A 24,227-nucleotide genomic window follows, 5' to 3' on the forward strand; every position below is an offset into this window, starting at 1 on the left:
ATTTTCAGTTAAATTAGGCACAATATCCTCTCCTTTAAACAGTATGTTCTAATAGATATTTTACCCTTAAGGAGAAAAAACAAACAAGTGCAAACTATTTTATTAGTTTGCACCCTTTATAACTCTTATTTCAAGTTCATTTTTTTCTACTTTATCTTCTAAACTTCCAAGTCTTGTCTCTACATCATATAATTTTTCTGTATTTAATTTCAATCCATCATATAGTGCTTTGAAATTTGTATCCATTTTATTTTCTAATCTTACTATATCATGCTTGGTAGCCATATTGCTTTCCATAGTAGTCATATTACTTTCAATGGCAGTCATCTTGCTTTCCATAGTTGTCATGTTTTGTTTCATACCTTGCATTTCTACATACATTTTTTCTAGTAAAGTAAAGACCTTATCATCCATGGCATTTGCTCCTTTGTTTAATATTATTTTTATTATATCATATAATACTAAAAAACAAACAATATTAACCCTTTAAATATTTGACAAAGTCAGAAGGTGGTATAGGTTTACTATAAAAATACCCTTGAATTAAATGGCAGCCTTTTGACCTTAAATAATCTACTTGTTCTTTAGTTTCTACCCCTTCTGCTATTACTTCTAATCTTAAAGTGCGAGACATTATTGTAATTATATCTGCTATTTCACCATTATCCTTTTCAGGATAATCCTTTATAAATGCCCTATCAATCTTTAATTTATCTATATGCAATTGTTTTATATAGGAAAGTGAAGAATATCCTGTGCCAAAATCATCAATGGCTATAGTAAATCCCAAATCTTTAAGTTCCTTTAATTTTTTATTTACTTTTGTTAAATCATCTAATAGTAAATTCTCTGTGATTTCAAGTTCAAAATAATTTGTGTCAATATTGTTTTTAATGATAGATTCTTTTATCCTCTTTATGAAGTTTTCATCATTAAATTGCATAGGTGAAATATTTATACAAATCCTAAAGTTTTCATTTATATTTTCCTTGAAAATCATATATTCATTAAATACCCTATCTATAACCCAATAGCCTATCTCAACTATTTGGCCTGTTTTTTCAGCTATAGGTATGAAAATTGCTGGAGATATAAAGCCATATTTTTTAGTATTCCATCTTAAAAGAGCCTCAGCACCTACTATTTGATTGTTTCTTGAATCTATTTGTGGTTGATAATTGATACTAAATTCATCATATATTATAGCCTTATTTAACATCATTTTTATTTCTTGCTCTTTTTGTATGTCTTCTTTAAATGATTCATCAAAATATAAATAATATTTTCCTTTTGTACCAATTGCCTTATCTAATGCAATATTTGAATTTACCAAAAGTTCATTTACATATTTCCCATCATCTGGATAGTTACAAACACCTGCTTTTATATCAAAATATAACTCATTATCCCTTATAAAATATGATAATTTACTGACATCAATAAGTTTCTTCATGAAATTTTCAACCTTATCTTTTGAATCAAAGGAAGATAGGCCTATTACAAATTTACTCTTAGATATATGAGCTATGAAATTCTTATCATCTAATATAGTATTTATTCTCCTTATGAAAATCTTTAGATTATATTCTAAATTTTCATTTGAATTTAAGACTATGGTATTATAGTTTTCTATAGATAGATAAACCACAAAAAATTTTTCTTGTTTTTTTGAAATACTATTGTTGATTAATTTAAACAATAAATTTTCATTTGGTAAATCCGTATCTATATTATAATCTTTTAATTTATCTATGAATTCTTGGTCCCTCTTTATATCAGTTAAATCAGTAAAAATACCTATATATTTAAAATCTTTTTTATCAAGTTTATTATTAATTTTATAGATAGACAAATCTTTAGGATAGAGCACTCCATCCTTTCTCTTATCCCACAATTCACTTCTAAAATATCCTTTTTTATTTATACTTTTCCACATATCTTTGTAAAATTCTTTTTTATGCTTTCCAGATTTAAAATTTCCTGGAGTATGGCCCATCACTTCTTCTTTACTATACCCTGTTATCTTTTCATAAGATTCATTTACATATGTAATATTGTTGTATCTATCTGTAATTATTACAGCATCATTTGTGTTTTTTGCCACATTTTCAGCTATACCAAGTTCTGATTTATTTTTAATATATATGTATCTTATAATTGTCAAAAATATAAGCAATATATTTATGAATAGAAGAGTTAACATTTGATTTTGATTCATTCCAAATATAATATTATCTTTTAAAGCATTAGAATTATTTACTATATATCCTTTTATTTTCTGCATTGCTTTACTTTCTGTATGATTAATTAATAATATGAATATTATTGTAATAGGTATAATTGCTATCAAGCATTTTCTAATGATGTTTTTCACATCTTTGAAACTAATACCACCCAAAATACTCCCCCTTTTCTTATTTCTCCCCATATAGAATATATCATAAATTACAACTAAAAAAAGACAGATATTCTGTCTTTTTAATTATCTATTATTCCAAACATAAGTGTTCCCTTAGCTGCTACAAGTCCATCTACTTTTGCTATAGCAGTTGCTTTTCCTATTCCTCTTTTCATAGTTATAAGTTCGACTTCCATAATCAAAGTATCTCCTGGTCTAACTTGTTTTTTAAATCTAATCTTATCTATACCAGTAAATACCGCTAATTTGTCCTTGTTTTCATCCAATGTCATAACAGCAACAGCTCCAACTTGAGCCATAGCTTCAACTATGAGTACACCAGGCATCAGTGGATTATCTGGAAAATGCCCCTGAAAAAAAGGTTCATTTATAGTGACATTTTTAATCCCAACCGCTTTTTTTCCCTCTTCTAATTGTGTTATTTTATCAACTAAAAGAAATGGATATCTATGCGGTATAATTTTTTGTATTTCTTTTATATCAAGCATTTTATCACCCCATATTAAGACTTGCTACTAATTTCATTCTATATTAATATAGAATGAAATACAAGTATTAATTATTGCATACTATTTGTATGTTCAGTATCTTCTGGAGGGGATGGATCTTTCTCATCATCTTTAGGTGGAGTAGTTTCTTCTGGTGCTGGTGATGGATCTGGTTCTATTGATTCAGTTTCAGGTCGATTTTCAACCTTATCATCATCTTTATCAGTATCTTGATCCTCATCTTCTTCTTTTACAGGATTCTTATCTTTATCAGTATCTTGATCCTTGTCTTCATCTTCATCCTTGGATGGCGTGTTTGTGCTTGGTTTAGATGGATTTTTTGGTTTAGTAGGTTTATATTGAATATTTTCTTCTTTTTCTTCTTCAATATCTTGAATCTCTTCATTATCTTCATCTTCAAGCTCTTCTATCTCTTCTTCATCCTCTTGATTTTCTTTGTTTTCAAGATATATTTCTAAGTATTCTTTTTTTAATTCTATATAATTTTCACCTAAAATGTCTTCTAAGTCATCCATTATTATCTCATTTTTATTATCATTATCATCTTTTATTTCATTTACTTCCTTGTCTTTCTTTTCTTCTTTTTTTTCTGTAGTTTTTATTTTTGAAACTTCATTAGCTTTTGCATCTTTTATCCTTATCCCAGCAAATATTATAACTACAGCTATTATCATTAGTAAAATATTTAAGATTGTAGTTTTTTTCAAATTTTCACTTCCTTAAAATATTTTATCTCGATTATTTTTTAAATTTCTCTTTTAAAAAGTTTAGAATTCCCTTTTTTTCTTTATATTGAGTCACATCGCCTGCTTCAAATTCTTCATTGTTAATTATTCTCATAGGATTAATTTCTATTAAATCATTGATCTTTTCTTTACTTATAATAGCCTCTAAAACTTTTATTGCATCTTTTGCCCTAGGAGGTCTTCTAGTTCTTGAATGCGCATCCGTTCCTAAAAAGTGAATCATATTATGTTCAAGTAATATCTTCGCAGTTCTTTCTATATCGTCACCATAATCTCCCATTAATGAACCTAGATTAAGTTGAGCAAATGCACCTAATTCTATATATTTTTTAAGTATATTAGGGTCATTTTTAACTTCTCTATATCTTTCAGGATGAGCAATTATAGGGATTATCCCTTTTAATTTTAATTCATATATTATATCTTCTAAATATATGGGAATCTGAGCCATGGGAAGTTCTATAAGCAAATAATTACTATCTCCTAAAAGTGATACCTCTTCTTTTTCAATTAATTCTATGATATTTGGACTAATATATACTTCATTTCCAAGAATAATTTCTATATCAATATTTTCTTTTTTTAATTCAATATTAACTTGCTCTAATATTTCATTATTTTTAAGCTTTTCATTATAGCCTTCATTTTCTATATAGTGTGGAGTTGCAAAAATATATTTTATGCCTTCACCTTCTGCTATTTTCAACATCTCTATAGAAGTCTCCATATCCTTTGCACCATCATCTATAAAGGGAAGTACATGACTATGAACATCTATCATTTTGCATCCCCATAATATGATTGATAATTATATTTATAATAACTTCCTTCATTCATAGGTATTTTATTAAGAACCACACCTAATATATTTCCTCCAACCTTTTCAATCAACTCTTTTGAATATTGCACTGCATCTATATGAGCCTGACCTGAACCACATACAAGTATTACTCCACCTGCATAGGTTGAAATTATAGAAGCATCTGTTACAACTCCTACAGGAGGTGCATCTATTATTACCATATCATAGATGTTTTCCATAGAATGAATAAATTCCTTCATTCTATTAGATCCTAATAATTCTGATGGATTTGGTGGGATTGGACCAGATGGTAAGACATCTAATTTAAATTCACTTATAGTGCTTGCAGCTAGATCTTTCTCTATTCCTTCAGCTATTATATTTGTAATTCCAATCCTATTAGATATAGCAAAATATTTATGCATTTGAGGTTTTCTAAAGTCACAATCTATTAAAAGTACTGCCTTATTATCTTGTGCCATAGATACAGCTAAATTTACAGCTGTAGTACTCTTTCCTTCCCCTGGTCCTGCGCTTGTTACAACTATGGATTGAAGCTTCTTATCAAAATTTGAAAATTGTATGTTTGTTCTAAGAGACCTATATGCTTCTGCTATAGGGCTCTTTGGATCATAATGCGTTACTATCTTATATCTACTCATATTTTCCCCCTACTTATCTGCTGTTTTTGGTATCATTCCTATTACAGGAAGATCCAGATGCTTTTCTATATCATTTGCTGTCTTTATAGTATTATCTAGATATTCTAAAATAAATATAACAAACACAGAAAGCATGATTCCAAGCACACCAGCTATAGCTATATTTAACAGTGGCTTTGGACTAACTGCATTTTCAGGTACAAGGGCCCTATCTATAACTTGTACATTATCTATATTCATTATTTGCTTTACTTGTTCCATGAAAATCTTTGCTGTTTCATTTGCTATCACAGCTGCTTCCTTTGGATCATCATGTGTTACTGATAATTTTATTATTTCAGTTTCATTTACAAGACTTACATTTAGCTTTTCACTAAACTGACCATGATTTATGTCAAGACCTAATTCATCTATAACTTCCTGACCTACTGCTCTACTCTTTGCTATCTCCCCATAAGTAGATACAAGTTGTTTGTTTAAAAGTACATCATTATATTCAATTGACTGATTCATGCCAGAATATTCCTTAGACTTTCCAACCATTAGTGTGGTATAAGTTTCATATTCACTAGGCAATATAAAAAAACTTACAAGAGCACTTGCTATAATACTTACAAGAGTTATAAGTACAATAAGCCACTTTTTCTTCCACACTATAAAAAACAATTCTCTTAATTCAATTTCTTCCATTTGTTTACCCCCATAAATTTAGTTCCTTTTTTAACACATGCTAATTATATAATGTTATCTTTATATATTCAATTGTTTTGTTAAAAAAGTTATAATTAACTGTTGATTTTTTGTTGAAACATTGATAATATTTTATTTGAGGTGGAGAACATGCCAAAAATAACTAAGTTAGCAACAAAACTACATAAAAGAAAAAAGATAAATGGTTATTATGAAGCTTCTGATATACTTACAAATGAAGAAAAAATGAATCTCATTTTGCTATCATCCATTATCTTAGTTCCTGTCATAATAGGAGTTACTCTGATTGTATTTTCTTCATTTTAATTTGAAGATGATTCAATCTTTTTTATCCCCTTAAATTCTCGTACATTATTTATCTCTTCTGCTTTCTTATAAGTTGGTACAAGTTTTGCTATGGCACTTTTTATATCAGAGTTACTTCCATTATTCATAACATCTTCAATTGCTTCTAATTGTTTGACCAATACATTATAGTCTTGAAATAAAGGCTTGCCAATATGTATTTTAGAATGCTCAGTAGAAATAAGTCCTTCTTCATCCATTAGTAATTCCTCAAATAACTTTTCACCAGGACGAAGCCCTACTACATCAATATCAATATCTTTTCCAACCTCAAGACCCGAAAGCCTTATAAGGTCCTTTGCTAAATCTATTATCCTAACAGGATCACCCATCTCTAGTACAAATATTTCTCCACCACGAGCCATAGCTCCTGCTTGAAGTACCAATTGACTAGCTTCAGGTATTGTCATGAAATATCTGATAACATCTTTATGAGTTACAGTGATAGGTCCACCTTCAGCAATTTGTCTTTTAAATAATGGTATAACGGATCCATTACTACCAAGTACATTTCCAAATCTCACCGCAACAAATTCTGTATTACTCTTCTTATCAATAGCTTGCACTATCATCTCACAAAGTCTTTTTGTAGCTCCCATTATATTTGTAGGATTTACTGCCTTATCAGTAGAAATCATAACAAACTTATCTACATTAAACTTATCTGCAGCACGTGCAACATTAAATGTACCAAATACATTGTTCTTTACAGCTTCATGGGGATTGGCTTCCATAAGTGGTACATGTTTGTGAGCTGCTGCATGAAATATTACATTTGGCTTTAAATCTCCTATTATATGATCTATCTTTTCCTTGTCACGAACAGATGCTATTAGTACCTTTAAATTTAAGGTATCACCATATTGCCTTTTAAGTTCATTTTGAAGATCATATACATTATTTTCATATATATCAAGTATTATAAGTTCTTTTGGTTTAAATTTTGCAATTTGCCTACATAGTTCTGATCCAATGGATCCTCCCCCACCAGTTATAAGTATTTTTTTACCATTTATATAATCATTGATTTTCATGCAATCAAGGGTAACTTCATCTCGGCCTAACAAATCAGAAATTTCAACCTCACGAAGTTGTTTGACACTTACCTTACCATCAATAAGTTCAAACATGCCAGGAAGTGTCTTCACCTTACATTTAGTAGTTTTACATTCTTCTATTATTTCTTTAATCTCAGCCTTAGTAGATGAAGGCATAGCTATTACTATTTCATCAATATTGTTTTTTATAGCCTGTCCTTTTATATCGTATCTCTGCCCCTTTACAGGTACACCATGTATCTTTCTACCTTCTTTTGAAACATCATCATCAATTAATACCACAGGATTACTCATAAGTTCTGTATGGTTTTTAAATTCCTTTATAACCATAGCACCAGCATCCCCCGCACCTATTACCATGATGCGCTTTCTTTTTTCACTATTAAATAGCTTTTCATTTTTCATCTTTCTTAAAAATCTATAGCTAAATCTAACCCCACCTATGTACATAATATCTAAAATAGCAACTAATAAATAAATGCTTCTTGGAAAATGAATATTCATTACATATAAATAACTAATCATTCCTGCATTAGCAAGTATTACAGCAACTATTACTTGCATTAGTTCATCAATGCTTGCATATCTCCAAAGGCTATTATATATGCCAAAGTATGCAAATACTAATATTTTAATCAAAGTTATAGCAAAAATATTATCAATATAAAGCTGCATAATATTCCAAGGTATATTCATATCAAACCTTAAGTAAAATGAAACTAAGAATGCTGTACTTATGAGAAAAATATCTATTGCAAGCAACATAATTATTCTTTTTTTCTTCTCCACATGACCCCTTCTTCCATAGTTATAGTAATTTTACCAACTATATCTTCATTTTATAATAAATATACATTATAAACAACAATTTATACAAATATATACATATTTTTTATAATACAAAGTACGATATTTTTAGACATATTTCGACAGAGTTAAACACTCATATACTTATGAGTGTTTAAAACCTAATATCTATTAATTTTAAAACTGCCTACTCCCATATCTACCTTTATATCAAAATTAGTATCTTTTTTAACATAATCTTTAGAAATTAAAACATCCTCTTCAGATTCTATTAGACCTAAATCATCTATATTAGTAGAATTTAATGCTCCATCCATCTCTATCTTAAGTCCAGCATCAGTTGGCACATTTAATACTATAGATGAGGCACCTGATTCTATATTTACATAGCTTGTAGAATGTAAATCTCCAAAATCAATATCCATCTTTCCAGCACCTAAATCCAAATCTATCTTTTGTACCTTCACATTCTTTAAATTTAACTTTCCAGAACTAGCACCACTATCTACATCTATATTCCATATAAGCTTGTTATTAATATCAATATCTAAATTACTTTTATTATTAAAGATATTATTAGACATGTCATTTGAAACATTTACTCTTTGACTATTATTGCTGGTTCCTGATTCATAATTATGATTGAATCTATTATTTGAAGATATCTTTGCCAAACTTGTTTGACTATTATATGAATTTATATTATATTTTGCTGCACCCAAATCTATATCTAGTTCACCCTTTATAATACCCTCACTCATTTCCACAAGTAAATCTTCACTGTAATCATTTTTTACATCATTAGTATCATTTATAAAAAATCCATAAGCAATTACAATAATTATAAATATTATCCAAAGTGCAGTATTTAATATCTTATTTTTAAATATGATATTAATACCAATTACAATGAGAATTAATGGCCACAAATCAAATAAAGAATCTATCAAAATAAATAAATCAAAATTTAGTATATCCATATTAGAAAGAAGCCAAATTAGACCAAGAGCTATTAATACAATCCCAAAGATAACATTTCTTTTTTTCATATCAATCCCTCTTTCCTTTAAATATTAAAAATAAACCAACAGCTACAAGCACAAAAGGCCAAAAGAACCTTAAATCAAATATATTGAAAAATCTTCTAAGAAATAAAAACACTCCTAGACCAATAAATATAAATCCAATACTCCTACTATTATTATCATTATTGTGATCTTTCTTATCTGTGACCCCACCTTCAATATATTGATTGTTTTCACTTCTATTTAACTCCACATCACGTGGCAATATTATAGCAGCTATAATATATAGAAAGATACCAGTTCCTGCAAACAAAACAGAAGCTGCCCAAATTAATCGTACAATAGATGAGTCAATATCAAAATAATCAGCAACCCCACCACATACCCCATCTATTATTTTATCACTAGTAGACTTATAAAGTTTACCATCCAAATTAAACATCTCCCTTCCTTAAATTATATGTATCATTTGTATTTATTATATCACAAGGATACCCATAAACTTCTATATTAATTGACTAACATTATAAGAAATGCTATAATTTTAATTAATTGAATATCTATAGGGGTGCTTGTGCAAGCAGGCTGAGAACAAATCTAAAGCGATGAAAACCCTTAAACCTGATCTGGATAATGCCAGCGTAGGAATATGTTTTTATAAATTTTTTAAGCATGTTCTATATTTCTAGAACATGCTTTTTTTATATATAAAAATTACTTTAATGGAGGAGATAAATATGTTTAAAGAAGTTTATGAAAATGTGGGAGAAAAAACACCATTAGTTCACTCTATTACCAATTATGTAACAGTAAATGACTGTGCAAACATTGTACTAGCTGCTGGGGGTTCCCCTATTATGGCAGATGGAATCGAAGAAGTAGAAGAAATAAATTCTATTTGTGATTCATTAGTTATCAATATAGGAACTTTAAATGAAAGAGTAATAAAGGCAATGATAGCAGCTGGTAAAAAAGCTAACGAAATTGGAAATCCAGTCATATTAGATCCTGTAGCTGTAGGGGCGTCCACCTTTAGAAATGAAACCACTTTTAAACTATTAGAAGAAATACATTTTTCTGTTATTAGAGGCAATGCTTCTGAGATAAAAGCTATCTATGAAGGAAGTGGAACTACAAGCGGTGTAGATGCAAATGCAGAGGATAAGATAGAAGAAGAAAACTTACAAGCAATGGTTACACTTTGTAAAAATTTAAGCAAAAAAACTGGATCAGTTATTGCTTTAACAGGAGCTATTGATATCGTAGCAAGTCATGAAAAAGCAAAAGTTATTTATAATGGCAATCCTCTAATGTCCAAAATCACAGGCACTGGTTGTATGCTTACTAATGTAGCGGCTACCTACTGTGGCGCAAACAAAAATACTATTCTTGATGCAAGTACTTTAGCTGTAGCTCATATGGGTTTAGCTGGCGAATTAGCTTTTAAAAAATTACAAGAAATAGACGGTGGTACTTCTACCTATAGAATGCTTTTAATTGATGAAATAAGTAAAATGAATTATGAAAAATTAAAAGGAGGAATTAATATTGAAAATAGATAAAAAGTCTATGCTTTTATATGTTGTAACAGATAGAACATGGCTAGGAGAAAATTCTCTTGTAGACCAAGTAGAAGATACATTAAAAGCAGGCGCAACATTTATACAATTAAGAGAAAAAGATTTGCCTTTTGAAGACTTTTTAAAAGAAGCAAAGGAAATAAAAGTTATAACTGATAGATATAAGCTACCATTTGTTATCAATGACAATGTAGAAGTTGCCATTAAATGTAATGCAGATGGGGTTCATGTAGGACAAGAAGATATGAATGCTAGGAATGTTAGAAATCTTATAGGGGAAGATAAAATTCTTGGTGTATCTGCATCTACAGTTAAAGAGGCAAAAGCAGCAGAAGAAAATGGAGCAGATTATATAGGCGTTGGAGCTATAGTAAGCACTAGTACTAAAGAAGAGGCAAAGGTCGTTTCAATGGATACTTTAAAAGATATTTGTCATGCAGTTTCTATACCAGTCGTCGCAATAGGGGGTATAAATGAAGAAAATGTCCTGAAACTAAAAGGCAGCGGTGTTGATGGCATTTGCGTAATATCTGCAATATTTTCAAAAGAAAACATTTATGATGCTAGTAAAAAGCTATATAATTTATCTTCCAAGATGGTTTCCTATGAAGTATAAAGCAGCTATATTTGATTTAGATGGAACCCTTTTAGATTCAATGGATAGTTGGGATAGTGTAGGTAAAATATTTTTAGAAAATCAAGGTGTATCATCACCACATAATTTAAATGAAATTATAAAAGAAATGAGTTTTAATGAGTCTGCAAATTATTTTATAGATACATTTGCTATTCAATTATCTGTAGATCAAATAATTGAATCTATCAATAAAATAGTAGAAAATAAATATCTATATGAAATAAAACTAAAGCCTTATGTCAAGGAATATCTTTATAATCTTAAATCAAAAGGTATTAAAATGTGTGTAGCAACTGAATTAGATAAAACTCTTTCACAAAAAGCACTCAAAAGATTAGGTGTTTTAGATTGTTTTGAATTTATTATTACATCAGGAGAAATTTCTGTTAGCAAATCTAAACCAGATATCTTTATAAAATCAATGCAAAAATTAGGTGTTTCAAAAGAAGATGTTATTGTATTTGAAGATTCACTTCATGCTATAAAAACAGCCAAAGATGAAGGATTTGATCTTGTAAGTATCTATGATGAATCATCAAAAGAAAACTCACAAGAAATTAAAGAATTAAGTGATTATTTTATTAATTCTTTTAAAGAAATGGAGGAATTGTTTTGAAAAAAATTTTAAGTATTGCAGGTTCAGATTGTAGTGGAGGTGCAGGCATACAAGCAGATATAAAGACCATTACAGCTCATAAAATGTATGCTATGAGTGCAATTACAGCCCTAACTGCCCAAAATACCACTGGAGTTTATGGTGTAAATGAAACAAGTCCAGAATTTGTATCTAAACAACTTGACTGTATTTTTGAAGATATTTTTCCTGATGCAATAAAGATTGGTATGGTATCTTCTAAAGAAATCATAGAAGCAATCTCTAAGAAGCTTAAAGAATATAAAGGAAAAAATATAGTAGTAGATCCTGTGATGTTTTCTACAAGTGGACATAAATTAATGAGTGAAGATGCAATGGATGCTTTAAAGACTAAATTATTACCCCTAGCTGATGTAATTACTCCAAATATTTTTGAAGCAGAAAGTCTATGTGGATTTAATATTTATGGTAAAGAGGACATGATAAAATCAGCCAAAGACATTTCAAAGTTTTTAGATGCACATATTTTAATTAAAGGAGGTCATCTTACTGATAGTGCTGATGATTTGCTTTTCTTTAAAGGAAATATAATGTGGTTTAATGAAAATAGAATTGATAACCCAAATACTCATGGTACTGGATGTACATTATCATCTGCAATTGCATGTAATTTAGGCAAAGGTTTAAACATAGAAGAAAGTGTAAGAGATGCTAAGAAATATATAACCCGTACATTACAGGCAGGACTTGATATAGGATCAGCTAGTGGACCTTTAAATCATTGTGTATAAGATAAAAACCTCAGTAATTATATATATAATTACTGAGGTTTTCCTTTTAACTTACTTCTTCATCTTCAATATGTCCTTTAATTATTAATCTATTTAATTCTTTTCTAGATAATTCTTGATATGATTTTCTAATTGATAGGTAAAATACTATACCAAGAGCTGCCCAAATAATGAGTGCTATCCTAGATGGCAATGATAAGTATGCTGGCATTCCTGGAACTATAAGAAGTAATATAAATCCTACAGATAATATAGCACCTAAAACTGTAGCTATCTTAAGTAAAATAGGCCCCTTTTCCTTTCTAAGAAATTTAAAGGCTGAAGTTGAAGTGTAAAAATATCCAGTAGCTGCACCAATAGATGCCATATCTACAACCCATGTTAAAACTTGCCTTCCAAACCAAGGGGTAATTAAAGCAATTAAAAGTACAAACTTCAGTGCATTTACAGGAGTGTGATACTTGGGATGAATCTTACCAAACCAGCTAGGAAGCGCCTTTGCCCTTGCCATGGATAAAAGTAATCTACTAGAAGCCATATAAAAGCCTATTATACCAGCAATAATAGCAGAAATAAGTGCAAGTCCAAGTAATAGTAATCCTACATTCCCTAAAAGGGATTCAATAGCATCACCTGTTATCCAAAAAGGTTCACTTTCCATAGCAGATTCCCATGGCAACACTAAAGCTGTAACTGTATTCATAGATATATACATGATTCCACCAAAAGTAATAGAAAAAATCATTATTTTCAAAGCTTTCTTAGGCTCAAAATCAAATTCTTCAGCTGCTTGAGGAACAGAATCAAAACCTACATACGCCCAAGGAGCAATAGCAACTATAGCAAGTATTCCTGATAAAGGTGGAATACCTTCAACAAAGAATGGCTTTAAATTTTCAATTGGATTATCAGTTCTTAAAAATCCTACAATAGTTAATATTAAAATAGCAAAAATTAAAATAAAGCTCATTATAGTCTGTAAAACACCAGAAACTTTCATACCTTTGATGCTTGTTATAGCAAATATAATTAAAGCAATAGATGCAAATAAAACCTCACCTAAATATACATCCCAGCCAGCAACTGAGTACATGAGTCCTCTTTGTAATAAACCAGGAAACATATATCTTCCTATCATGGCAAGAGCTGTAGCATTTAAAGGCACAATAGAAAGATAAGATAATCCTAAAAGCCAAGCACATACAAAGGCATGATTTCTACCAAATCCCTTAAAAGAAAAGGCAAATTCTCCACCGGCAACAGGAAACTTTTGCACCATATATCCATAACTTATAGCAATTATAGACATTATAATAGCACCTATACTCATACCTATAGCTGTACCTAATGGCCCTGCAGTTTTTAAAAATAAATTCCCCGGCATAACAAAAGTACCCCAACCTATGATACTACCAACTGCGAGTGAAAATACATTAATAGGACTTAAACTCTTTTCTAGTTTGACTTTTTTCTTTCTTTTCTTTTTTAAAATCTTAAACACCTCTTATATTATTTTTAATACTTATTTTTTATACTTACCCACAAATTTCCTAAAATAAATAAAAATTATCCCCAATATACATTTTATATTGGGGAGTAATTGTTTTAACTTATTTTTTAATGCTATAATCAACCTCTAAATTTGTTCCATTAGATACAGTATCTCCTACTGGACAAAATTCTTTCACCTTTTCCATCATCTCATTAATCTTTTCTTGCGATTCATTAGATTTTATGATGAATTTAGATTTAATATCTGCTAGTCCAGGCCTTATGCTAGTATCACCTTCAAATCCTCTTGTATCAAGTTTTCCTTCAAGTTCAATCTTTAAATCTTCAATTTCTACACCCATCTTTTCTGCAATCCCTCTAGTTATTATAGATTGACAAGATCCAAGCGCACAAAGAAGTGCCTCTACAGGATGCATTGCACTATTTGTACCTCCTGTTTTTTCAGGTTCATCTAAAATCATTTTAAATTCTCGAACACTTGATTCTACCTTTACTCCATCTAATAAATGTGATGTCGCCTTTGAAACTTCTATAGTCATATTTTATCTCCTTAATTTTTTATATTTTTTTCTTTACTAATTATGTCCAATTCAATAATCCTTTTATTCTTTTCATACTTACTTTATCATTTTCTAAAAATACATTTGGTATGCCTTTACCAAAAACCTTATATTATCTTCCCCAAAAATTTCAGATATATTTTCAAATATTTCTTTTTTCCTATTATTAACATCATAAGATAATATCTCATCTTTATATATCCATTTATCAGGTAGGCTTCTATCAAAATTTACAATAGAACATTTAGGAGAATCCTTACCTATTTCTTTTCTTCCAGCAAGTATGCTCCTATATATTAAATCATCTTTAGGCAAAGAATATCCCATGAAAATAATATGTTTAGCTTTTTGTATTGCTATTTTCATATCTCTTTCAATTTCCTGGATAAATGAAGGATGTCTTGCCTTAAAATTAGTAGGCATCTCTAAAAAAGTATGGTGGGTCTCAGTCATATGACCGCAGTGAGTACATTGAAGCGCATCTATCTTACCATAATCATGTTTTTCTTTTTCTTCAAAAGACCTATAACTATTATAAGCTAAAGAAGGAATAATTTGAGGAGGGAAAAGAGTCTTTGAAAATATATTCCATTCATCACCTAGATAAAAAGTCAATTTACCACAATTGGGACATTCTCTAAAACCATGGCATCCATGGGGAAAATAAAACTTACCAATTCTAAATGTTTCTCCAGTTAATTTTTCATTATAATTTAATCTTTGCACAGCAGTTTCATTCATAGGAAAAAAGTGACTTGGGCTATGTCCTTCTATTTCACGAATTGCCATGAAATATGCTAGATCAGTAAATAGTTTTATAGAAGAATCCTTATTTAATTTTCTATGGGCATTAAATAATATCCACAAAAATATTGGATCCCAATTCATACTAATAATAGCATAGCTAAATAAATAAAAATCTCTATCATATAAATTAATTTCCTCATTTATTTTACTCCTACCTTCATTTTGCATGATTTCCTCTAGCAAACATACAAATTGAAAATAATCATTTATTTCTTTTCTTTTATCCCTTAAAGCTAGCCTATATTCTATAGCATGAATTATAGATATAATCATATTTAAAGTATTCCTTGCTATAATTAATTGTTCAGGTCTTACATAAGTTTTTTCAGTATTAAATCCCTGACCTGTTTGTATATGTAAATCTATTAAATTATATAAATCAACTAGATTAAACTCACCATTTTTAATCCCTGGACATCTTTTCATTATCTCTTTTAGAATAAAGAAATTATATATTTTCTTAAGTTCAGAAATACGTTTCTTAGAAAATCCTAAATTTCTTTCAGCTTCTATATCACACTTTTCTTCATCTAATATTGTAATTAAACTTTCTAATTCATCCTTTATATTTTCTTCTACACTTGGAAATGCTCTATTTATTCTTATTTTTAAACTTTCACATGAATCTATATCTGAAAGAATATATATTATTTCTCCAATTTTAGAAGTCGAACTTAGTCCCAAGCTTGCTGTAGCTCCTGCACCCCAAAAAATTAAAGTCTCCGGCCAATAAGGTTTGAATTTATCTATATCTTTTTTTATCATCATAATATAGTATTATCCACAATACTAAAAAATTTAAACATAAATAATCCCCAATATACATTTTATATTGGGGATACATCTATAGTCCCAATATGAAGCTACATCTCAAGTAGTAGACCCAACCAAAACTATAAGAGAAGCCATACTAAAGAATATTTTAAATATTGAAGATTTGATAATTTTGTTTTTTTATTTATTATAGGTATTTTTTATACATATTAATTTGACAAACCGTTTAGCATCTGATATATTGTTCACAAGTTAATAATACAATTGTACTAGGGGAGCTGTATAGGACAGCTGAAAGTGAAACCCGTAAGTTTCTTACCCTTATACCTGATCTGGATAATACCAGCGTAGGAAAGTCAAATAATGCATAAAATGCAGACGCTTATTCCCTCCTAGTACAAAAATACAAGGAGGTTTTTTATGCGCACAAAGAAAATAGTTTTAAGTGGATTACTGATATCAATCGGTACACTTGCAAGCCACATAGTCGTTATTCCTGCTGGAGTCGCCAAGTGCTACCCACTGCAGCATGCAATTAATGTTATAAGTGCTATCCTACTGGGTCCATGTTATGCAGTTGCCAATGCTTTTCTAATTTCATTATTAAGAAACATGTTGGGAGTCGGTTCAATACTTGCATTTCCTGGAAGTATATTTGGTGCAATGTTTGCTGGAATTGCCTATACATATCTTGGAAAATCATATGCTGCAAGTATTGGTGAAGTAATTGGTACAGGTATAATTGGAAGTCTAGCTGCATTCCCGCTGTCAAAGTTTCTTTTAGGCTCTGAAATAGGTGTATTCTTCTTTATCCCACCATTTATTATTTCAAGTATTGGGGGATCAGTTATTGGCCTATTTATAGTCAAGTCATTAGGAAATCATAAAAAGGAGTGAAAAAATATGATGGAAGTATTAAATATTTTTAAGAATCATTATAAAAGGGGATTTGAAAATGAATAAATTTAGTGGATTTAGTCTTACTGCATTATGGTTTGGAGCTGCAATTTCAGTTGCTGAAATAATGACCGGAGGCTTGCTTGCTCCTTTAGGTTTTAAGTTAGGTTTATTTATAATTATAATTGGCCATGTTATTGGTGGTTTTATTATGGTTGCTGCTGGGAATATTGGATATGAAAAAAAGCTTGCAAGTATGGAAACAACTGAACTTACTTTTGGAAAATATGGCAAAAGCTTATTTTCATTTCTTAATGCAATTCAGCTGATAGGATGGACAGTAATTATGCTTATATCTGGTGGTGCTGCTACCTCTATATTAACTCAAAATATATTTTCCTTTGGAAATCCATCACTGTGGATTATAGTATTAGGTATATTTATAGGAATATGGCTATATGCAGGGAAGGGTTTATGGAAAGCAGGTAATATAGTTGTTGGATTATTAATGCTAATTATAACTATGATTCTAATTCGCCTTGGACTTACTACTGGAGATATTACATCTATGCCTAATCTCCATACTATGTCTATTGGTCTTGCACTAGAATTGACTATAGTAATGCCAATATCTTGGGTCCCTCTAGTAGCAGATTATACAAGAGATAGCAAGAGTAAATTAGCAGGAAATTTAGGGACCTTTGTAGGATATTTTATAGGAAGCTCCCTTATGTATTTTGTTGGTCTAATAGCAGCATTAGGTTTTCAAAGTACAGATATTGGATCAATATTATTAAATCAAGGCTATGGATTTTTTGGAGTAGCAATCATAATGCTATCCACAATATCAACCACATATCTAGATGCCTTTAGTGCAGGTTTATCTATTAAAAATCTTATACCTTCATTATCTGAAAAACATTTAGGTACAGGTGTTCTAGTAATTTCAGTTGTTATCGCACTTACATTTCCAATGACAGCCTACGAAAGCTTTCTTCTTTGGATAGGTGCTATGTTTGTACCTTTATTTGCCATATTAATTACAGATTACTACATACTTAAAAATCAATTTAAATCAGATATTCTCGCTCTTATGATTTGGATTTTAGGTGTATTTATATATAGGATAGTTGTAAATGTGGATTTATCAATAGGGACCACACTCCCCGTTATGATTATTGTTTCACTATTATACTACATTTCCTTAAAATGTAAGCTAAAAATTTCCCAATCCTCCACCATATAACAAATACTCTAGAGTTAAACCTATCTACTGATAAAAAACAGATGTATATTCATTAAATAAAACCAATAATATAATAAATTCAGCATGAGCTAACAATATAGTCTCTCTGCTGAATTTATTTATTTTTTAAGCAAGTTCTAGTGCTATTTCCATCATATTAGTAAAACTTTCTTGTCTTTCTTCTGGACTAGTTTCTTCATTTTTAACTAATGAATCAGAAACTGTAAGAATAGTAAGAGCATTTACACCTGCTTTAGCTGCATTAGTATAAAGTGCATATGTTTCCATTTCTGCAGCAAGTACTCCCATACTAGCCCACTTCTTCCATGAATCAGGATCATTTTGATAGAAAGTATCAGAAGTTAATACATTACCTACATGAGTTTTGATTCCCTTTTCATCTGCTGCTTTTTTAGCTTTTTCAAGTAAATTATAAGAAGCTGTAGCTGAATAAGTACCACCTAAATCAAATTGATTTGCATAGTTTGAATCAGTACTTGCACCCATTGCTATTACTAAATCATATAAATTCATATCATCTTGATATGCACCACATGAGCCTACTCTTATCAGGTTTTTCACCCCATAAAAATGAATTAGCTCATATGTGTATATAGCTATAGAAGGAATTCCCATTCCTGTACCCATTACAGACACTTTTTTTCCCTTATATGTTCCAGTATAGCCAAACATATTTCTTACATCATTAAACTGAACTACATCTTTAAGATAATTATCAGCTATAAATTTCGCCCTTAGTGGATCACCTGGAAGCAATATAGTTTCAGCTATATCTCCCTTTTTCGCATTATTATGTGCTGTTGACATACAATCACTCCTCTTAAGTTTTATAAAAATTTCTACTAATACATATACCCATTTTTATATATTTCTACACTTATAACCACTATATTTTCCTAACTTACCATTTTTCCTTCATTAATCATCCTTTTATCCTTAGATTTTTTTATAAGTCCAGTACTATATCCCATAGGGCAGACTTGACACCAGCTTCTTGGTTTAAATATAACTCCCATCATAATTCCTACTATAAATGAAACTCCCATAAATCTAAATAAAGAAAAGGCTATTTTATTGAAATCTCCCCCAGAATGTATTAGAGATACAGTAAGTAATGTTATCATTATTCCTAGCAATGTATTTTTAGCACCTTTAGTTTTCATCCATTTAGGCATAGTATTACCCATACTTATATTTTGCAAGAATTTCCCAAGGAATGATCCCCTTGGACAATAATGAGAACAATGAACCTTTCCCCTACCTCTTAATGCATGATATATTGGTGCTGTCATACACACAAATCCAAATATACCAAATCTAAAGTCTATTATAGAAAGCACAAAAAAACTAACTATTATTACCCATGACCACTTCATATGTGATTTTCTTTTCTTCTTCATTTCAATTCTCCCATATCATTATATTGTTATATCGCTATATTCGTATATTACAATATATGAATGTGGATGTCAAGTGTTACACTTACAAGCAAATAAGAGCAGGTATACCAAAAAACATATTAAGTACAGAAAAACTAATAGATAGCTTATAGAAAATCACCTAGTAAATCAAAAATGATTTACTAGGTGATTTTTTCCTACATAGTTAATAATTTTTCCTCAATATATTCCTTAAGCGGTTTATCATTTATTTTCGCCGGTTCATCATTATATGGATTTACCATAATTTTAAAGAAGTTGATTATTAATTTATTACCATCAATATAATAATCATCCATATGACCTGGAATAAATATCACTTCATATTCATATTCCTTTAACTTATCTTTTACATCATCTAAGTTTAATGTTTTTACTGGAGCTACCATACTATTTGTGAAATCCATATCCTCTATCATCCACATGTTTTTACTCCAAAACCTACTTTCTTTTTTAGTTTGATTGTTTAAGAATTCTTTATTTGATATAGCTGATAATACCTTCCTTACTGATTCCTTATCAAAGTCCTCCCCATAAAGATATTGCATGTCCTCTTCATCTGCTAATTTAAGTATAAATATTTCACCAATCTTTTCTCTTTGTGCTATTGAATCCCACATATAAAGCATCATCTCTAATATATGATTTTTAATTGCTATTTTTGCCAAATAAAACACTCCCTTATAATTATTCTATAATAATATCTATTATATCTTCTATAATATCATAAATTCCCAATTTTTCATTCACATCATCAGGATTAATATTGGGAAAATCATCTTTAATCATTTTTCCATTTAAATTATAGCTAATACTATAATGCTCTGGAATCTGTGTCTTTGTATCTTCATAGGTCATTATAGCAGTAAAATCTCTAGCCCCACCAGCATCTCTAATTGCCTTTTCCATATAAGCCTGATCACCATGTCTATTTAATGTACTATTTTGAGGTGTAATATTGTAAGCATTTGATACTCCACCTAAAGAATCAGCAATCACGTGTCCCTCATCTAGAGTCTTACTTTCTACGCCAGGAACCTTAGCTTCATCAGGATAGTATCTGCCAGATGCAAGAACAGGCTCCTTCCTATCATCTTGTAATATGATTTCTTCAGCTACTACTTTTACTAATTGCCCATAGTCATTGGTAAAGGCATAGTACTCCCTATCACCAAAACCAATATCCACTACAACATTCGCCTCCCTATGTCCTGATTGATTTCCTCCATCTACCTCTATCAAAGTATGATCCTGAAATAATTCTTCATTAAATACAACTTCACTACCACCTAAATCATCTCCATCATAAAAAAACATCACAACAATTAGGATTAAAATAGGAATAATAACTTTTTTATTCTTTTTCATTTAACTCACCTACACTTCTATATTCTTATATATATTATACTATAAGTATAGGCTTTTAAAAAATAAAATAAATATTTTTAATAAAAAGCTTGCTATAATTTTTTATCCATGGTATGATGTATTAGAACTTAAATTAAGAGTAAATAGTAACACAATATATTTCTACACATGCTACTTCAAATAGTATCATCTAGATTTTATTGGTACATTATTAAAATCAATTTAAGAAATAAAATTTAGGAGGTACACATTATGAATGGTACAGTAAAATGGTTTAACGCAGAAAAAGGATTTGGATTTATTACAGGAGAGGACGGAAAGGATGTTTTCGCTCATTTCTCACAAATTCAAAAAGACGGTTTCAAATCTTTAGAAGAAGGTCAAGAAGTTGAATTTGACGTTGTTGAAGGACAAAAAGGACTTCAAGCAGAAAATATAGTTGCTAAATAATTGAAATTTAAAGGGGCTGTTTCAAAATAAAAAGCCCATAAGAGAAAAACAGGTCAAAGAGCGCTAGCTCTAAGACCTGTTTTTTAGTATAATTAATCTACCATGAAAAACCATACTAAAGTTAATTTTAAATCAAAAATCAAAAAAATGCAACTATCTTTTAGTTTTGATTTGACTAATAATTTTGAGATGGATGATGAGGTTTTCTTGGTGCACAATATTGTTGAGGAGATGAATTTAGATTTTTTAAATAGTGCCTACTCTAATATGGGTAGAAAGCCAATTGTAGAACCCAGAACTATGTTGAAAGTATTAGTTTTTGCATATTTAAATAGGAAATATTCAGCTAGAGACATCGAAGATGCTTGTAAATATGATCTTCGATTTAGATGGCTTTTAGATAATAAAAAAGCGCCAGCTTATGTAACTATCAATAGATTTAGAAATTTGATTTACCCTTTCATAGATTAGATATTAACTCAATTAGTAGAACTATTAATTGAACAAGGAGAGGTGGATTTAAAGAGCATATACATTGATGGAACAAAAATAGAAGCAAATGCTAATAGATATACTTTTGTTTGGAAAAAATCTATTCTAAAATATCAAGAAAGACTTTTAGATAAGATAACTAAATACTTTGATATTGAAGAAGAACTATCTAGTGAAGATTTAAAAAAGATTGTTCTAACCAATTTTAATGATATAAGAAATATTTGCAAATCACAAAATGTAGTTTTTGCTTATGGTCAAGGTAAAAGAAAAACTGAGGAACAAAGAAAATATGAACTTTTTGAAGAATGGCTTGATAAGCTAGAAATTTATGAAAGACATTTGGATATAATGGGTGAAAGAAACAGTTATTCTAAAACAGATAACGATGCTACTTTTATGAGATTAAAAGATGATCATATGAAAAATAGACAATTAAAACCTGCCTACAATATTCAATGTGCTACAAATGGTGACTATGTTGTAGGTATAGAAGGATTTAGTAACCCAGAAGATATGAGGACACTACCTTCTTTTATGGATAATATATTGAGAAAGTATGATATGAAAATAGATAGAGTTGTAGCAGATTCAGGTTATGAAAGTGAAGAAAACTATCTTTACTTAAAAGAAAAACAAATAGAAGCTTTCATAAAACCTTCAAATTATGAAATCAAAAAGAAAAGTAAATATAAAAAAGATATTTCAAGAAGAGAAAACATGACTTACCATGAATCTGACGATTACTATCTTTGCTATAATAATAAAAAACTTGAATTTGAAAAAATTGTATATAGAAAAAATAAATATGGATTTAAAAGTGAATCAAAAGTTTATCTATGTAAAGATTGCTTAAATTGCTCATATTCTAATGATTGTATTAAATACAGCAATAAGACTGGTTTAAAAAGAATCTATATTTCAGAGAGATTTGAAAGTTTAAGAAAAGAATCAGAAAAAAATATAACTACAAAGGAAGGAATTATTGAAAGAATGAATCGTTCAATCCAAGCCGAAGGCATATTTTCGTATATAAAAACTGGAATGAATTATTCGAGATTTAGGCATAAATCTATGGATAAGATTGTTGCAGAGATGAAGCTTTTATCTATTGCAATAAATATAAAGAAATTAAGCAATAAAGTGAGATCTAATAAAGTAGGCCTTACTAGATATAAGGAAGCAATATAGCTATAATATATAATTTAATTTGAATAAAACTTATAAAAACTTAAGTTCTATTTGTCATGTCTAAAATTATATTAATGAAAATATATTTAGTTTTGTTAAGAGTGATGAAGTATGCTTATTTACTAGAACATATAAAAAGGGCGTTTCATAACTAATTAAATTAGTTATGAAACAGCCCCTTTTTTGATGTCCAAATTTAATTTTTATATTATTTAGTCTTTAACTATAAAGGAAACCTTAACATTAACACGATATTTTACAATATTATTATCCTCTACAACAGCTTGAAAGTTTTCAACAAAAACACTTTGAATATGATCAATTGTCTTTGAAGCTTCTCTAACTGCAACTTGTGTAGCATCCTCCCAACTTTCTCCTGAATCTGCTAATATTTCTACAACTTTTATAACAGCCATTTTCATCACCCTTTCTCAATTATTTCTCATCTAATAATTTTTTACCCTTAATATAGATGAGTAAACAATTGAGATATATTAATCCCTATCTAACATTATGCTTTCAATAAATTCATTAAATTGATATAGCGTTTCCTGTCCGTAACCTTCCTTATATTTCTCAGGGATATCAAAGCTTTCTAACTGTATATTCTCTTTATTCATCAATGATTGTAATTCTTCCATAAAAATTCCTTATATTCTTTTACTATTTCATTAGGCCTTTTACCATTATTAACCAAAGTTACTATTTGCTTTTTAAACTCATAATTATATCTTTTAGACATGATAGACATCCAATTTACCTTTATTTATTATATCATGTCCG

Annotated in this window: 30 protein-coding genes and 2 riboswitches; of the genes, 10 read left to right on the forward strand and 20 right to left on the reverse strand. The window is 29.4% G+C overall.

Annotated features, from left to right (window positions below; genetic code table 11):
* Window positions 1-102: 102 nt before the first annotated feature.
* From ACTHUW_RS06715 to ACTHUW_RS06745, 7 genes are all read right to left on the reverse strand, one after another.
* On the reverse strand, window positions 103-414 hold the full coding sequence (locus ACTHUW_RS06715; protein WP_442199362.1) for a hypothetical protein: 312 nt from the start codon (window positions 412-414) through the stop codon (window positions 103-105).
* A gap of 64 nt (window positions 415-478) precedes the next feature.
* The gene (locus tag ACTHUW_RS06720; RefSeq protein WP_442212850.1) at window positions 479-2,398 is read right to left on the reverse strand and encodes a sensor domain-containing protein; all 1,920 of its coding nucleotides are present in this window, start codon (window positions 2,396-2,398) and stop codon (window positions 479-481) included.
* A gap of 80 nt (window positions 2,399-2,478) precedes the next feature.
* Window positions 2,479-2,907 carry a 3-hydroxyacyl-ACP dehydratase FabZ gene (gene fabZ / locus ACTHUW_RS06725; RefSeq protein ID WP_442212853.1) on the reverse strand — a complete coding sequence of 143 codons (429 nt, stop codon included), beginning with the start codon at window positions 2,905-2,907 and terminating at the stop codon, window positions 2,479-2,481.
* Window positions 2,908-2,978: 71 nt separating this feature from the next.
* The gene (locus tag ACTHUW_RS06730; protein WP_442212855.1) at window positions 2,979-3,635 is read right to left on the reverse strand and encodes a hypothetical protein; all 657 of its coding nucleotides are present in this window, start codon (window positions 3,633-3,635) and stop codon (window positions 2,979-2,981) included.
* A gap of 31 nt (window positions 3,636-3,666) precedes the next feature.
* A complete protein-coding gene (locus tag ACTHUW_RS06735) occupies window positions 3,667-4,455 on the reverse strand; it encodes a tyrosine-protein phosphatase (RefSeq protein WP_442198711.1) in 789 nt (262 codons plus the stop codon).
* Entirely contained in the window at window positions 4,452-5,138 is a 687-nt protein-coding gene (locus ACTHUW_RS06740; RefSeq protein WP_442212857.1) for a CpsD/CapB family tyrosine-protein kinase, read from the reverse strand. Before ACTHUW_RS06740 ends, ACTHUW_RS06735 begins: the two co-directional genes overlap by 4 nt.
* 9 nt (window positions 5,139-5,147) lie before the next feature.
* Window positions 5,148-5,828, reverse strand: coding sequence for a YveK family protein (locus ACTHUW_RS06745; RefSeq protein ID WP_442212859.1), 681 nt, complete (start codon window positions 5,826-5,828; stop codon window positions 5,148-5,150).
* Window positions 5,829-5,978: 150 nt separating this feature from the next.
* Between ACTHUW_RS06745 and ACTHUW_RS06750 the strand changes: the two genes are divergently transcribed.
* Window positions 5,979-6,155: a hypothetical protein gene (locus tag ACTHUW_RS06750; protein WP_442199047.1), complete on the forward strand. Its 177-nt coding sequence runs from the start codon at window positions 5,979-5,981 to the stop codon at window positions 6,153-6,155.
* Here the strand turns inward: ACTHUW_RS06750 and ACTHUW_RS06755 are convergent.
* From ACTHUW_RS06755 to ACTHUW_RS06765, 3 genes are all read right to left on the reverse strand, one after another.
* Window positions 6,152-8,041 carry a polysaccharide biosynthesis protein gene (locus tag ACTHUW_RS06755; RefSeq protein WP_442212861.1) on the reverse strand — a complete coding sequence of 630 codons (1,890 nt, stop codon included), beginning with the start codon at window positions 8,039-8,041 and terminating at the stop codon, window positions 6,152-6,154. The genes ACTHUW_RS06750 and ACTHUW_RS06755 overlap by 4 nt on opposite strands.
* A gap of 179 nt (window positions 8,042-8,220) precedes the next feature.
* Window positions 8,221-9,108 carry a LiaI-LiaF-like domain-containing protein gene (locus ACTHUW_RS06760; RefSeq protein WP_442198308.1) on the reverse strand — a complete coding sequence of 296 codons (888 nt, stop codon included), beginning with the start codon at window positions 9,106-9,108 and terminating at the stop codon, window positions 8,221-8,223.
* Between the two features lies 1 nt (window position 9,109).
* Window positions 9,110-9,517: a PspC domain-containing protein gene (locus ACTHUW_RS06765; RefSeq protein WP_442198307.1), complete on the reverse strand. Its 408-nt coding sequence runs from the start codon at window positions 9,515-9,517 to the stop codon at window positions 9,110-9,112.
* A 121-nt stretch (window positions 9,518-9,638) separates the two neighbouring features.
* A riboswitch (TPP riboswitch) is annotated at window positions 9,639-9,750 on the forward strand.
* 71 nt (window positions 9,751-9,821) lie between these two features.
* On the opposite strand from ACTHUW_RS06765, the gene thiM reads away from it, so the two are divergent.
* Genes thiM through thiD form a run of 4 tightly spaced genes read left to right on the forward strand, consistent with a single transcriptional unit; the run spans window position 9,822 to window position 12,687 of the window.
* Complete coding sequence (thiM, locus tag ACTHUW_RS06770) at window positions 9,822-10,646, forward strand: hydroxyethylthiazole kinase (protein ID WP_442210529.1); 825 nt, start codon at window positions 9,822-9,824, stop codon at window positions 10,644-10,646.
* Window positions 10,633-11,280: a thiamine phosphate synthase gene (gene thiE, locus ACTHUW_RS06775; RefSeq protein ID WP_442199043.1), complete on the forward strand. Its 648-nt coding sequence runs from the start codon at window positions 10,633-10,635 to the stop codon at window positions 11,278-11,280. Before thiM ends, thiE begins: the two co-directional genes overlap by 14 nt.
* Entirely contained in the window at window positions 11,270-11,917 is a 648-nt protein-coding gene (locus ACTHUW_RS06780; protein WP_442210531.1) for an HAD family hydrolase, read from the forward strand. Before thiE ends, ACTHUW_RS06780 begins: the two co-directional genes overlap by 11 nt.
* A complete protein-coding gene (thiD, locus tag ACTHUW_RS06785; RefSeq protein WP_442210534.1) occupies window positions 11,914-12,687 on the forward strand; it encodes a bifunctional hydroxymethylpyrimidine kinase/phosphomethylpyrimidine kinase in 774 nt (257 codons plus the stop codon). Before ACTHUW_RS06780 ends, thiD begins: the two co-directional genes overlap by 4 nt.
* Window positions 12,688-12,733: 46 nt before the next feature.
* On the opposite strand, the gene ACTHUW_RS06790 is transcribed toward thiD, so the two are convergent.
* From ACTHUW_RS06790 to ACTHUW_RS06800, 3 genes are all read right to left on the reverse strand, one after another.
* Window positions 12,734-14,188, reverse strand: coding sequence for an APC family permease (locus ACTHUW_RS06790; protein WP_442212863.1), 1,455 nt, complete (start codon window positions 14,186-14,188; stop codon window positions 12,734-12,736).
* A gap of 109 nt (window positions 14,189-14,297) precedes the next feature.
* A complete protein-coding gene (locus ACTHUW_RS06795) occupies window positions 14,298-14,738 on the reverse strand; it encodes an OsmC family protein (protein WP_442210539.1) in 441 nt (146 codons plus the stop codon).
* 93 nt (window positions 14,739-14,831) lie between these two features.
* Window positions 14,832-16,334: a hypothetical protein gene (locus ACTHUW_RS06800; RefSeq protein ID WP_442210542.1), complete on the reverse strand. Its 1,503-nt coding sequence runs from the start codon at window positions 16,332-16,334 to the stop codon at window positions 14,832-14,834.
* Between the two features lie 267 nt (window positions 16,335-16,601).
* Window positions 16,602-16,711: riboswitch (TPP riboswitch) on the forward strand.
* Between the two features lie 49 nt (window positions 16,712-16,760).
* On the opposite strand from ACTHUW_RS06800, the gene thiW reads away from it, so the two are divergent.
* On the forward strand, window positions 16,761-17,237 hold the full coding sequence (gene thiW, locus ACTHUW_RS06805) for an energy coupling factor transporter S component ThiW (protein ID WP_442210545.1): 477 nt from the start codon (window positions 16,761-16,763) through the stop codon (window positions 17,235-17,237).
* Between the two features lie 58 nt (window positions 17,238-17,295).
* Window positions 17,296-18,483 carry a putative hydroxymethylpyrimidine transporter CytX gene (gene cytX / locus ACTHUW_RS06810; protein WP_442198301.1) on the forward strand — a complete coding sequence of 396 codons (1,188 nt, stop codon included), beginning with the start codon at window positions 17,296-17,298 and terminating at the stop codon, window positions 18,481-18,483.
* 126 nt (window positions 18,484-18,609) lie between these two features.
* On the opposite strand, the gene deoD is transcribed toward cytX, so the two are convergent.
* The 4 genes from deoD to ACTHUW_RS06830 form a co-directional block, all read right to left on the reverse strand.
* Window positions 18,610-19,311, reverse strand: a complete 702-nt coding sequence (gene deoD / locus ACTHUW_RS06815; RefSeq protein ID WP_442199040.1) for a purine-nucleoside phosphorylase — start codon at window positions 19,309-19,311, stop codon at window positions 18,610-18,612.
* An 89-nt stretch (window positions 19,312-19,400) separates the two neighbouring features.
* Window positions 19,401-19,904 (reverse strand): 4Fe-4S binding protein, encoded by a 504-nt coding sequence (locus tag ACTHUW_RS06820; RefSeq protein WP_442199039.1) that lies wholly within the window; start codon window positions 19,902-19,904, stop codon window positions 19,401-19,403.
* A gap of 197 nt (window positions 19,905-20,101) precedes the next feature.
* Complete coding sequence (locus ACTHUW_RS06825) at window positions 20,102-20,611, reverse strand: TDE2712 family protein (RefSeq protein WP_442199038.1); 510 nt, start codon at window positions 20,609-20,611, stop codon at window positions 20,102-20,104.
* Between the two features lie 19 nt (window positions 20,612-20,630).
* The gene (locus tag ACTHUW_RS06830; protein ID WP_442199037.1) at window positions 20,631-21,311 is read right to left on the reverse strand and encodes a DNA/RNA non-specific endonuclease; all 681 of its coding nucleotides are present in this window, start codon (window positions 21,309-21,311) and stop codon (window positions 20,631-20,633) included.
* Window positions 21,312-21,563: 252 nt separating this feature from the next.
* On the opposite strand from ACTHUW_RS06830, the gene ACTHUW_RS06835 reads away from it, so the two are divergent.
* From ACTHUW_RS06835 to ACTHUW_RS06845, 3 genes are all read left to right on the forward strand, one after another.
* A complete protein-coding gene (locus ACTHUW_RS06835; protein ID WP_442199036.1) occupies window positions 21,564-21,761 on the forward strand; it encodes a cold-shock protein in 198 nt (65 codons plus the stop codon).
* A gap of 210 nt (window positions 21,762-21,971) precedes the next feature.
* On the forward strand, window positions 21,972-22,232 hold the full coding sequence (locus ACTHUW_RS06840; RefSeq protein WP_442199035.1) for a transposase: 261 nt from the start codon (window positions 21,972-21,974) through the stop codon (window positions 22,230-22,232).
* A gap of 42 nt (window positions 22,233-22,274) precedes the next feature.
* The gene (locus ACTHUW_RS06845) at window positions 22,275-23,444 is read left to right on the forward strand and encodes a transposase (RefSeq protein ID WP_442212865.1); all 1,170 of its coding nucleotides are present in this window, start codon (window positions 22,275-22,277) and stop codon (window positions 23,442-23,444) included.
* A 212-nt stretch (window positions 23,445-23,656) separates the two neighbouring features.
* Here ACTHUW_RS06845 and ACTHUW_RS06850 read toward each other — a convergent pair whose 3' ends face one another.
* The 3 genes from ACTHUW_RS06850 to ACTHUW_RS06860 all read right to left on the reverse strand — a co-directional run bounded on the left by ACTHUW_RS06850 (window position 23,657) and on the right by ACTHUW_RS06860 (window position 24,186).
* Window positions 23,657-23,860, reverse strand: coding sequence for a dodecin family protein (locus ACTHUW_RS06850; RefSeq protein WP_442198090.1), 204 nt, complete (start codon window positions 23,858-23,860; stop codon window positions 23,657-23,659).
* Between the two features lie 78 nt (window positions 23,861-23,938).
* The gene (locus ACTHUW_RS06855) at window positions 23,939-24,085 is read right to left on the reverse strand and encodes a hypothetical protein (RefSeq protein ID WP_442199033.1); all 147 of its coding nucleotides are present in this window, start codon (window positions 24,083-24,085) and stop codon (window positions 23,939-23,941) included.
* Window positions 24,064-24,186: a hypothetical protein gene (locus tag ACTHUW_RS06860; protein ID WP_442198091.1), complete on the reverse strand. Its 123-nt coding sequence runs from the start codon at window positions 24,184-24,186 to the stop codon at window positions 24,064-24,066. Before ACTHUW_RS06860 ends, ACTHUW_RS06855 begins: the two co-directional genes overlap by 22 nt.
* Window positions 24,187-24,227 lie beyond the last annotated feature (41 nt).

The sequence above is a fragment of the Senegalia sp. (in: firmicutes) genome, assembly GCF_052088025.1.
In the GTDB taxonomy this organism is placed as follows: domain Bacteria; phylum Bacillota; class Clostridia; order Tissierellales; family SIT17; genus Anaeromonas.

Excerpts from the sequence above, each read along its gene's own strand:
- ACTHUW_RS06715 (WP_442199362.1), bottom strand. The coding sequence starts at position 414 with ATGGATGATAAGGTCTTTACTTTACTAGAAAAAATGTATGTAGAAATG.
- fabZ (WP_442212853.1), bottom strand. The coding sequence starts at position 2,907 with ATGCTTGATATAAAAGAAATACAAAAAATTATACCGCATAGATATCCA.
- ACTHUW_RS06735 (WP_442198711.1), bottom strand. The coding sequence starts at position 4,455 with ATGATAGATGTTCATAGTCATGTACTTCCCTTTATAGATGATGGTGCA.
- ACTHUW_RS06740 (WP_442212857.1), bottom strand. The coding sequence starts at position 5,138 with ATGAGTAGATATAAGATAGTAACGCATTATGATCCAAAGAGCCCTATA.
- ACTHUW_RS06745 (WP_442212859.1), bottom strand. The coding sequence starts at position 5,828 with ATGGAAGAAATTGAATTAAGAGAATTGTTTTTTATAGTGTGGAAGAAA.
- ACTHUW_RS06750 (WP_442199047.1), top strand. The coding sequence starts at position 5,979 with ATGCCAAAAATAACTAAGTTAGCAACAAAACTACATAAAAGAAAAAAG.
- ACTHUW_RS06760 (WP_442198308.1), bottom strand. The coding sequence starts at position 9,108 with ATGAAAAAAAGAAATGTTATCTTTGGGATTGTATTAATAGCTCTTGGT.
- thiM (WP_442210529.1), top strand. The coding sequence starts at position 9,822 with ATGTTTAAAGAAGTTTATGAAAATGTGGGAGAAAAAACACCATTAGTT.
- ACTHUW_RS06780 (WP_442210531.1), top strand. The coding sequence starts at position 11,270 with ATGAAGTATAAAGCAGCTATATTTGATTTAGATGGAACCCTTTTAGAT.
- ACTHUW_RS06795 (WP_442210539.1), bottom strand. The coding sequence starts at position 14,738 with ATGACTATAGAAGTTTCAAAGGCGACATCACATTTATTAGATGGAGTA.
- ACTHUW_RS06800 (WP_442210542.1), bottom strand. The coding sequence starts at position 16,334 with ATGATGATAAAAAAAGATATAGATAAATTCAAACCTTATTGGCCGGAG.
- thiW (WP_442210545.1), top strand. The coding sequence starts at position 16,761 with ATGCGCACAAAGAAAATAGTTTTAAGTGGATTACTGATATCAATCGGT.
- cytX (WP_442198301.1), top strand. The coding sequence starts at position 17,296 with ATGAATAAATTTAGTGGATTTAGTCTTACTGCATTATGGTTTGGAGCT.
- deoD (WP_442199040.1), bottom strand. The coding sequence starts at position 19,311 with ATGTCAACAGCACATAATAATGCGAAAAAGGGAGATATAGCTGAAACT.
- ACTHUW_RS06820 (WP_442199039.1), bottom strand. The coding sequence starts at position 19,904 with ATGAAGAAGAAAAGAAAATCACATATGAAGTGGTCATGGGTAATAATA.
- ACTHUW_RS06830 (WP_442199037.1), bottom strand. The coding sequence starts at position 21,311 with ATGAAAAAGAATAAAAAAGTTATTATTCCTATTTTAATCCTAATTGTT.
- ACTHUW_RS06835 (WP_442199036.1), top strand. The coding sequence starts at position 21,564 with ATGAATGGTACAGTAAAATGGTTTAACGCAGAAAAAGGATTTGGATTT.
- ACTHUW_RS06850 (WP_442198090.1), bottom strand. The coding sequence starts at position 23,860 with ATGGCTGTTATAAAAGTTGTAGAAATATTAGCAGATTCAGGAGAAAGT.
- ACTHUW_RS06855 (WP_442199033.1), bottom strand. The coding sequence starts at position 24,085 with ATGGAAGAATTACAATCATTGATGAATAAAGAGAATATACAGTTAGAA.
- ACTHUW_RS06860 (WP_442198091.1), bottom strand. The coding sequence starts at position 24,186 with ATGTCTAAAAGATATAATTATGAGTTTAAAAAGCAAATAGTAACTTTG.